Source organism: Candidatus Phytoplasma sp. AldY-WA1, assembly GCF_020312115.2.
GTDB lineage: Bacteria > Bacillota_I > Bacilli_A > Acholeplasmatales > Acholeplasmataceae > Phytoplasma > Phytoplasma vitis.
Genome location: NZ_JAHRHX020000027.1, coordinates 1 through 9,991 on the forward strand (window position 1 = coordinate 1; position 9,991 = coordinate 9,991).

5 protein-coding genes are annotated in these 9,991 nt (G+C 21.6%); all 5 read right to left on the minus strand.

Features of this window, described 5'->3' with window-relative positions:
• Positions 1-610: 610 nt before the first annotated feature.
• The 5 genes from KTO59_RS02855 to KTO59_RS02875 all read right to left on the minus strand — a co-directional run bounded on the left by KTO59_RS02855 (position 611) and on the right by KTO59_RS02875 (position 9,781).
• A complete protein-coding gene (locus KTO59_RS02855) occupies positions 611-1,252 on the minus strand; it encodes a hypothetical protein (protein ID WP_284928527.1) in 642 nt (213 codons plus the stop codon).
• Entirely contained in the window at positions 1,245-5,747 is a 4,503-nt protein-coding gene (locus tag KTO59_RS02860) for a hypothetical protein (protein ID WP_284928528.1), read from the minus strand. The genes KTO59_RS02855 and KTO59_RS02860 overlap by 8 nt, the downstream gene beginning before the upstream one ends.
• A gap of 231 nt (positions 5,748-5,978) precedes the next feature.
• Complete coding sequence (locus KTO59_RS02865) at positions 5,979-7,460, minus strand: ATP-binding protein (protein ID WP_284928529.1); 1,482 nt, start codon at positions 7,458-7,460, stop codon at positions 5,979-5,981.
• A gap of 86 nt (positions 7,461-7,546) precedes the next feature.
• Entirely contained in the window at positions 7,547-8,353 is an 807-nt protein-coding gene (locus KTO59_RS02870; RefSeq protein WP_284928530.1) for a hypothetical protein, read from the minus strand.
• Positions 8,354-8,443: 90 nt separating this feature from the next.
• Positions 8,444-9,781: a hypothetical protein gene (locus KTO59_RS02875; RefSeq protein WP_284928532.1), complete on the minus strand. Its 1,338-nt coding sequence runs from the start codon at positions 9,779-9,781 to the stop codon at positions 8,444-8,446.
• Positions 9,782-9,991 lie beyond the last annotated feature (210 nt).

The following is a 9,991-nucleotide window of genomic DNA, read 5'->3' on the forward strand; positions in this document are numbered from 1 at the left end:
GGTCTCTAAGATGTATTCAAAGTCGCAATCAGGATATGTTATGTTAAAAGGATTAATACAAGTTTAAAATAAACATTGATTAAATATTTTGGGGATTTTTTTCACTTCCATAATAAAAGTTTATCATCACTGCGTTGTACCTTGTTTTATAATCATAAGATGCAACTGAAACACCATCTTAATTTAGGTCGAGTAGTTTAACCATTGTTGTTGTTGTTGCTCATATTTTGTAGCTATTATCGTTGTTAAAGTTTTTAGTTTTGTATCTTTATTAATTGAATTTAAGTTAAAAAAGTTTTTTAAATTTTAAAAAAATATAAATGAAATCAAAAATCAACATATTATTTTTTTAAAATATGTATTTTAAAAAATAATTAAAGAAAATGAGTAATTAATAATAGATTTAATAATAAATTATTATTAAACATTTTTTGATAAAATTTCTTGTATTTAATATTGGAATGTTAATTATTATAATTTTTTAGGTATAAAGACTATATATTTTTTTATTAACGAATATATATGTCAAAAAATGTTTGAATTAAAAAAAAATATAATAAAAAAACAACATAAAAAAATATTGTTTTTTATTATATTTTTTTTATTTTTTTTAAGATATTTTTCGTAAAGGATATTTTTTTAAAATATCTTTAATATCATTCGGAAATAAAGTTTTTTTAATCAATAATTTTTCGGCAATTTTAGTTAAAGTAGTTTGATTTAATTCAATTAATTTTTGACATTCTTTGTATAAAAGATCGTAATCTTTTCGTGGTGTAGTAGAATTTCTTTGAACTAAAAAATTTACATTAGCGTGATCACTACCTGAACCCTTACCTACTATATCTTTAGGGATTTGTTTTCTTTTAAATAAGAGATTTTCGGCAGATGTCCCGCCAAAATTAACTAAAGCTTCTGCTTGCCAATTTGGTTCTTTAGTTTTCTTATCAGAATGCCCTAAAATATCTCCGTAAGGTATAATAGTAACTCCTGAAAATTCAAAATATTCAGGATACAAAAGAGTGATAATAGTATGACCTGATTCATGATAACTTGTAATTTCAACTTCAGATAAATTAGTCTTATTTTCTAAAAAATCTTCAGAATTAATATGAAATACTTCAGATAAAAAATTATTAATTAGAACATGATTTTCTGCATATAAAAAAATTGATAAAGAAAGATTTATAGCAAATATCCATAAAAGACAGATGACATAATTTTTATTTTTTATTATAAAATAATTATTCATAAAATTTAGCTCGATATTTTATTTTGGTTTCGACATTTAAAACCAAATAAAAACTTGAGTCTGGGTTTTGGAAAAAAGTATAAATTATCTTTTCTTGTAAATTTTTGGCATCTTGTGAATAAGGATAATTTTTAGTATAAATATCTATTTTTTCTTGTGTTTTTTCTTGTGTTTTTTCTTGTGTTGTTTCTTGTGTTGTTTCTTGTGTTGTTTCTTGTGTTGTTTCTTGTGTTGTTTCTTGTGTTGTTTCTTGTGTTGTTTCTTGTGTTTTTTCTTGTGAATCAATATATTTATTATCAATTATTTCTCTGTTAGGAAAGCTTTCACCTAACCAACTGATAAAATCAAATTCTCCTTTAAATGATTCATCACCTATAATAAAATAAATATAATCTTGTTCAAGATTAAGAAAATTTTCTTTATCTGAAATATTTAAATTTTGTTGTTTTTGTTGGTTTTGTTGGTTTTGATATTCTTTTGTTAAAGACAAATGTTCTGTTTGGTTATCTATTAAATTTTTTTCTAAATCTGTTATTTTGTCTTCTATAATCTTGGATTTTTCTTTCAAGGACTTGTGTGTTTCCTCATTCAAGGAATTGATTAAACTGTTTAAGGAATTGATTAAACTGTTTAATGTTTCTTCTCTTTTTTTAACGATCTCCTCATCTTTATTTAAAGAATTAATTCCATTGTTTTCTTCTTGTTGTTCTGTATTATTTGGGTTTGGATAACTTTCAATAATTTTGTTTAATTCATTGAAATAATTAATTCCATTGTTTTCTTCTTGTTGTTCTGTATTATTTGGGTTTGGATAACTTTCAATAATTTTGTTTAATTTATTTAAATATTCTTTGTTTTTTTGAATCTCTATCTCAAATTTTCTTATTTTTTCTTCTTTTTCATGTTGATTTTTTACAATATTGATCAATTCTTCCATATTAGCTTTAAAAATATCTCTGTTTTCTTCTATATGTTTACATAATTTATCTAATTTTTGTTTTTGATCTTTATAGTCGTCTGAAATATTTTTCGATTCTTCAAAATTTTCGTTGAATTCTTCTGATTTTGCTTCTAATTCTTTTAATATTTTTTGTAATTCAATATTATGATCATTATTAATATTTTTCGGTTCTCGCATTGTTTTGAAATCTTCTTTAATTTTGTATTCAAATGATTCTTTGCAGTTACTACCTTTAATAACTTCAAAGATAACACTGTTAGATAGAATTTTGCCTTTTGCTACTTCTTTTGTATAAAGTATATAATTTTCAAAATTATCCTTTAACTTTTTTAACTCCTTTTTATAATTAGCTAAAAATTGTCCAATCCATTGAATATTATCCAAAGAAAATTCAAAATTTTGTTCTTGTTTATAAGAATAATTAAGACGTAAATAATATTGAAGTTTTTCATAACAATTATCTATATCTATATCTTTATCTTCTAAATTTGTCGAATATAAATAATCTTGAAGTTTTTTATAACAATTATCTATATCTTTATCTTCTAAATTTGTCGAAAAAGAATATTTAGATGTGTTATTTTTTGTATAAACGACATTTCGTTTTTCTATATCTTTTAAAATATCAGACACTGAATTATAATATTTAATTTGTAAATCACTGATGATTTTTAAATATGGATCTAAAATTTCTTCATTTTTACGCTTATAATAAACTTCGTAGGTTTTAATTATAGTATCAATTATATTCTTATCGTCTATCAAATCAGTTTTTATGACTAAATATTTTTTAACCAATTTTTTTAAAGTATCTTTAAGAGTATGTGTTTTGTAATGAGGTTTTTTTTCTAAACAATCAATTTTCTTTTGTAAAGATTGAATTTTATCCTTAAGTTCTATACAATCGATTTTCTTTTGTAAAGATCGAATTTTATCCTTAAGTTCTATACAATTATCTATTTTATTATGAGTTACGTTTTCTAATTTTGTTTTTAAACAAACAATATCATTTTTTAAAGATTTAATTTTTTTATTAATTTTTTCATTATTTTTTTTATTAATTTTTTTATTAATTTTCTTTTGTAAAGATCGAATTTTATCTTTAAGTTCTATGTTTTCATTCGAAACATTTAAATTATCTTTACAATTATCTATTTTGTTATGAGTTACGTTTTCTAATTTTTTTTTTAAAAAAACAATATCATTTTTTAAAGATTCAATTTTTTTATTATTTTTTTCATTAATTTCTATATCTTTATCTTTTTCATTAATTTCTATATCTTTATCCAAAAAATTAATAAAATTAATTAAATCTTTAGCTTTTTCAACAATTGCGTTTATTTCGTTTTTATAAAATTCAGAAGGTTTTAAAATATATTCCTTTTCAATTTCATCAAGTAAAGATTTAATTTTAGTTACGTTTTCTAATTTTGTTTTTAAAAAAACAATATCATTTGTTAAAGATTCAATTTTTTCATTAATTTCTATGTCTTTATCCGAAAAATTAATAAAATTAATTAAATCTTTAGCTTTTTTAACAATTGCGTTTATTTCTTTTTTATAAAATTCAGAAGGTTTTAAAATATATTCCTTTTCAATTTCATCAATTAAAGATTTAATTTTATCTGCAATTTCTGTTTTTCTGTTTTTTTCATTAATTTCTATGTCTTTAAAATTAATAAAATTAATTAAATATTCAGCTTCTTCAGTAATTACGTTTATTTCGTTTTTATAAAATTCAAAAGGTTTTGAAATATATTCCTCTTTAATTTCATCAAGTTGCAATTGTAATTGGTATTTTAAAACTTCTGGGTTTTGTAAATAAATAGTTTTTTCATCTATACCTAAAGAACTTGTATCCAATAAAGAACCTGTATCCAAAAATTGTTTTATATTTTGTTTTTGCGTCTGTCTATCTATTTTTAGTTTTTGGCTATTTTTGTCTATCTCAGGATATACATATCTATTATCGATATCTTTTGTTTGATCTTCTAATTCTTTGTTTAAATATTGTAAATATTGCTGAAGTTTAATTGATAGTTTTTCATATATCTCGTTATATTTCTCAATTTTTTCTTTATAATGATTAGAATGATTAGATGAATCTTTTTTTTTATTATTAATAATTTCCAAAACATTTATATTATTATTTTTATCATCTTTTGAGTAAAGACAACTAGACTTAAAAACAAAAGCACTATAATTTGAATATATGTAATATAATTGTCGTTCTGTTGTTTCTAAGACATCGGATAATAAATCTTTATTAATTAATTCATCGTTCTTATGAATTATATGTTCAATTAATTCTTTTTTATTTAAACTAGGAATTTCTAAATTATCATTATATAAACTTCTAGGAATTTCTAAATTATCATTATATAAACTTGTTTTCGAAAGAAATGGTTTTTTTTCGAAAAAATCCGGTGAATTAATAGGATATTTTAACATTTCTGTTAAAAAAAATTCACTATTTTTTTTTAAACTCTTTTCTAAATTATCATCATTGAAATATATTTCTAATTCTTCTTTTACTTTTTGTAAATCTTGTAAAAAAATTTTATCATCGAAATCTATTTCTAATTTTTTTAAAAAATTTTCTAATTTTTCTTGTCTTTTTGATCTATTTTCTTCCTTATATTCATCAACACATTTTTTTATTAATTCCGATAATTCATTGTCAATGTCAATAACTTTTTCCGATTCAATAGAACCATAATATTGCCAGGATAAACGTGTTGTAGTCTCTTTTAATTCAGTTAATATTTTATAAAAGTATCTTAAATATTCAATTTTAAATTGTAAATTAGTTACTTCTGGTAGATAACTAAAAAGTTGAATTCGTTTTAAATTTTCTGGATCTCTTTGAGTTAAATGACATAATTCGTCTTTATATTCATTATATTTAACATCTATTTTTTTGTTTAAAATAAAATCAAAATATAAATAATAAAAAAAATCTTTATATTTATTACAGTGTTTTTTGTTAGAATAATCAATAAATATTCCTAATTCTCTGATATCAGGATTTAAAAAAAATATTTTTTCTTCAAAATCTGTTTTTAATAAAAATTCTTCTTGTCTTTTTTTTAATTTTTCTAATTTTTCTAGTATTGATGCTTTTTCTGATTCAAGACTATTATCTAACTTATTTTCTTCTAATTGAATTAGACTACCTAATTTTTCTTGTTCTTGGTCTTTATAAAAATCCAAAAAATCATCAAAAATTTTTTTTCTTTGATCTTTTTGATCTTGAGATAAATAACAATCTTTTAAAACCTCGAATTTTTTTGCTTCTAACATTGGAGCTATATCATATTTAAAATCGTAAAACATTTCAAAAAGTTTTTTTTCTCTTTGTTTTGTTTCTTGAATACAGTTTTTTTCTTGTTTTTCATATTTTTTTTCATAATTTTCATTTTCTGAACCGTATATCAAATTACAAAAGAAAATTGAAAAAGAAAAAGAAAAAATAAAAAGTAAAAAAGAAAACAAAGACGTTTTAGAATATTTTGAAATTATTTGTTTTTTCATTCATAACTCCTTTTATTTTTTAACAGAATTAATAATTTTTTGAAAAGAAACATGTGTTTAGGATCTGAAATATTTTGTATTTTAAAAAACTTATTAACTACTGTTTTTTTCTTCTTCAGTTAATTTTGTATCTTCAATACTTGAACCTTTTTCAATAAAAGAATCTTTAAATTGTTCTTTTATAAAACGATTAATTTCTTGTTGTTCTTTTTCTTCTTATTTTTTGATTTGTCAACTGATTTGTCCACTTCTGATTTTGTTACAATATTCATTAATTTTAGCAACCTCTTCTTGATTTCCGAAATATTCTCTAAAAGTTTGTTCTAAATCAGTTATTTCTATTTGTTCCTCACCTATTCCTTCTGTTACACGACGAGCGGCTTTTTCAGCTGCCTTCACCATCATGGCTTTCATTTTTCGCCCTGAAGTTAAATCATAAAAATATTTTTTAACTTTTTCTAAAGTTTCAATATCATATAGTGATTCGTCTTTACAATCAGTATCATGTTTTTTAATAAATTTTTTCCATGCTTCTGTATCTTCGATACATGTTCTAAATCTAGGATCTAATTCATTAAATTCTTTTAAAACATCTTGATATGAATTATAAATTTCTTTGTTATTGGCTCTATCAGATCGGAATGATAACTCTCGTCTTTTTAATTTATCGTCTAAAGTTTCTAAATTACCGTTAGGATTATTTTTATCAGATGTTCCTTTTATCTCAGTAGCTCCTAAAGCAGGAATATAATAACCATGTTTAATAGCGATAGCGAATAATTCAGGATTTCTTAAAGCCACGTTCATTTTATTAACAAAAATAGGAATATAATGTTCATAAGCAAAATTTTCTATTTTTAATCTAAGCATTTTCTTAATGACTGCTTGAATGTAACCAAGTCTTTTATCTTCTGATTGGTTACCAACAAATAAAGATTCACAACGAGAACGGATAGCTGAATCAATTTTGTCTAAGTGATTAGTGGCTGCAATAAAGAAAACAGGTTTTTCTTTATCGGTTTTAACCCCTTCAATTTCTTGTAAAAAAGTATTTGTTTTTTTACTATCTCCAGCTTCTAAAAATTGCGCGTCTTTTTCAGCTCTTGATTTTAAAATTTCTTCCGCTTCATCTACAAAAATACAAGAAGGACTATTGTTTCTAGCTTTACGCCAAATATCTTCGATTTCTTGTAATGAATGTGCATTAGTAATGGCGTAAAAATTCATTTTCGAATCTTTCGCAAAACCCTCAGCAAGTGTTGTTTTTCCTGTTCCTGGAGGTCCGTAAAAAATAATCCCCATAGGAAAAGGAAGACCTGAAGATTTACCAGTCAACGAATTATATTTCTGTTTATTGTCTGATGTCCATCTATGTATATAATCTTTTAATGTACCTTTAATTTCATCAGCACCATAAAAATCATCCAGAGGCATAAAACCATCACTATTAATTTCTTTAGGAGCAAGTAATTCTACTAAAGAACTAACATCTAATGAATTATTATTAGATAAAGGTATAGGAGTCGGATTATTCGAAGGTGGAAATAGAGGTGGCAAATGAGCCTCATTTTCTTTAGCTGGTGAGCGTAAAAAAACGATAACAGCTAAAATAAATGATAAAGAAGTTAATAAAATTAGAACTGCCAAAAAACTTATAATGCCGAACCTAAACTTCCAAGAATTATTTTGATTTTTATTATGAAGTGTTTCCATAAAATTTACCTTTTTTTGATTTAAAATTTTAAAATTAAAAATTAAAAATTAATAATTAAAAATTAATTATGAACTTAATATTTCGTTTATATTCTTTGTCGCGCTTCATCTAATGTTTTTTTGATAATTGTGCCGCTTCGGCTTGTCTTTGTAATTGAATCTAATAAAAATTTAGTATATTCTTTATTCAGAATGTTTTGTAATTCTATTAATTTTTCTTTTTCTAGTCTAGAAGATAATGATTCAATTAAATCTGTTATTTGTTTAAATTTATTTAAATATATATCTAATAAAAAAGCATAACCATTTAAATATGTTCTTAATATTTTGATTTTTGGGTCAACCTGAACATCTGAAACAATTTTATTTTCTTTTGCTGAAATATTTTCATCTCTTATTTCACAAGTTTTAAGAAATATTTTCATATAAGTAACCAATTCTTCACAATTTTTTTTTTCATTTGCACCTAATGCGCCACTAACAATATCTTTAAAACATTCTTTAGATTTTTCGAAAGTATCTTTGGTTTTTTTATCTTGCTCATTTTGTTCGAAAATTTTTTTTAAAGTTGGGATTTTTTCTTTTATTTCTTTCAATTTTTTTTGAATTTCTGTTTTATCTTGATCTGAATCAAATTCTGCAAAAAATTCTTCTTGTTTTTTTAAATCTTTTTCTAAATTGTCTAATATTTGTTGTTTTTTTTCATAAACTTCATTTTCAATTGAAATATTTTCATTTTCAGTAGGCCATTCTTTTGGTATTTTATCAATATTTTTTTTTAAATCATTAGTTTTTTTTTGTAATTTAACATAAAAAAAAGTTAAAATTAAAATCATTACAAAATTAAATATTGAACTGATAACTATTAATAAATTTTTTTTTTCTTTTGACATTATATTTGTTCCTTTTTAGATAAAAAAATTTTTTTAAATTAAATATTAAAATTTTATATAAGTTGATATTTATCATGAAATTAGATATCATTATCGTTTTTTTATTGGGATTTCATTTCTTATCCAAATCCCTAATTCGCCAATTGATTCTAATAATTTATTTAATTTCTCTTTATATATTTCATAATCATTACTGCCTAAAATTAGCAAAAAAGTTAGATAATTATTTTGTAAATCATATTTATCAAAATTATTATTCAAAAAACGTTTAAAGTCGTCTATCATGTGTTTTTCCTTAGTTATTTTATTTATTATTGTTTTTGGTGATTTTGGATCCTCAAATTCATAATGACTTTCAATTATATTTTTCAAATAGTTAATATCATTAATAATTTCATTTAAATAATTTTTTTTATTTTGTTCTGTTTTTTCAAAGAATTCTACTAAATATTCTTTATTTTTTTCACTTTTTTGTCTATTTTTTGTAACTCGTTTATTACTTGCTCGATAAATACAAAAATTATTATCTTTCTTATCAAAATCATTTAAAGCTTCGATTGCTAAACGCAAATAATATGGAATCTCAATAAAAACACTTTTATTTGATAAATCATTATTATTAGATAATAGATGATTGAATTCGAGATAATTTTGTCTTAATATTTGAAAAATTAACAAAATTTCTCTTTGTTCTAATTTCTTTTTTATTTCATTATTCTTTTTTTTAATTTCTTGAAATTTTAAATCAATCTCATCAATATTTTTATAAAAAGATTTTAAATAAGGGCTTTGTTTATTTAATTTGATATATATAGAACTTTTAATATAATCTTTTAAATTACATTCATCATAATCTGGAAATTGAGTTTCAATAGAAGATAATTGTTCTTTAAATTTTGTCAATTCTTCTAATTCTTTTTCTTTATCTTTATAAAGATCGTAGGATTCTCGATAAAGTCTATAAGATTCTTTTTCTGCTTTTTCTAATTCTGATACTTCTAATTCTTCATACTTTTCTTCTTTAGCTCTTTTTAAATCATTATATTTAGATTCATAAACATTATAATTTGATTTATAAATTAATTCTTTTTCGTCCTTATCTCTTTCTATACCTGGTATAAAATTATCTAATTTAGATATCGACTTTTTTACCATATCTTTTTGATCTTTTTTCGATTGTTGTAATTGCTCAATAGTCTTAGGTATTTCCGATGTTCTTAAATCATATATCTTTCTTAATAATTTATTAAATGATTCAGAATTATGAGAACATAAATCAGTCATTGTTCTTTCCGCATCTATTTCTTCTTTTTTTTGTGAAGAACTTTTTTTATAAAAAAATTTATAATAAATAATGCCTAAAATAAATAAAATAACAATAACTAAAACACAAAAAACTAAAATATTTTTTTTCTTTTTTTGTTCCATCGGTAAAAATAAAACCTTTCTGTTCCAAATAATAAGAATAATAAAAAAATAAAATCATTTTTAATATAAGCTAAAAAAATTATCTTTCTCGCCGATAATTAATATTTTTAATATAAACAAGAGTTTTGATAATTAAGTATTTTGAAATAATAAATTAAAAGATAAATCGAAATTTCTAAAAATTTATTATATAGTATATAATAACAATAA

What these genes read in the sequence shown, in the direction of transcription:
- KTO59_RS02855 (WP_284928527.1), bottom strand. Translation starts at nt 1,252, where the DNA reads ATGAATAATTATTTTATAATAAAAAATAAAAATTATGTCATCTGTCTT.
- KTO59_RS02860 (WP_284928528.1), bottom strand. Translation starts at nt 5,747, where the DNA reads ATGAAAAAACAAATAATTTCAAAATATTCTAAAACGTCTTTGTTTTCT.
- KTO59_RS02865 (WP_284928529.1), bottom strand. Translation starts at nt 7,460, where the DNA reads ATGGAAACACTTCATAATAAAAATCAAAATAATTCTTGGAAGTTTAGG.
- KTO59_RS02870 (WP_284928530.1), bottom strand. Translation starts at nt 8,353, where the DNA reads ATGTCAAAAGAAAAAAAAAATTTATTAATAGTTATCAGTTCAATATTT.
- KTO59_RS02875 (WP_284928532.1), bottom strand. Translation starts at nt 9,781, where the DNA reads ATGGAACAAAAAAAGAAAAAAAATATTTTAGTTTTTTGTGTTTTAGTT.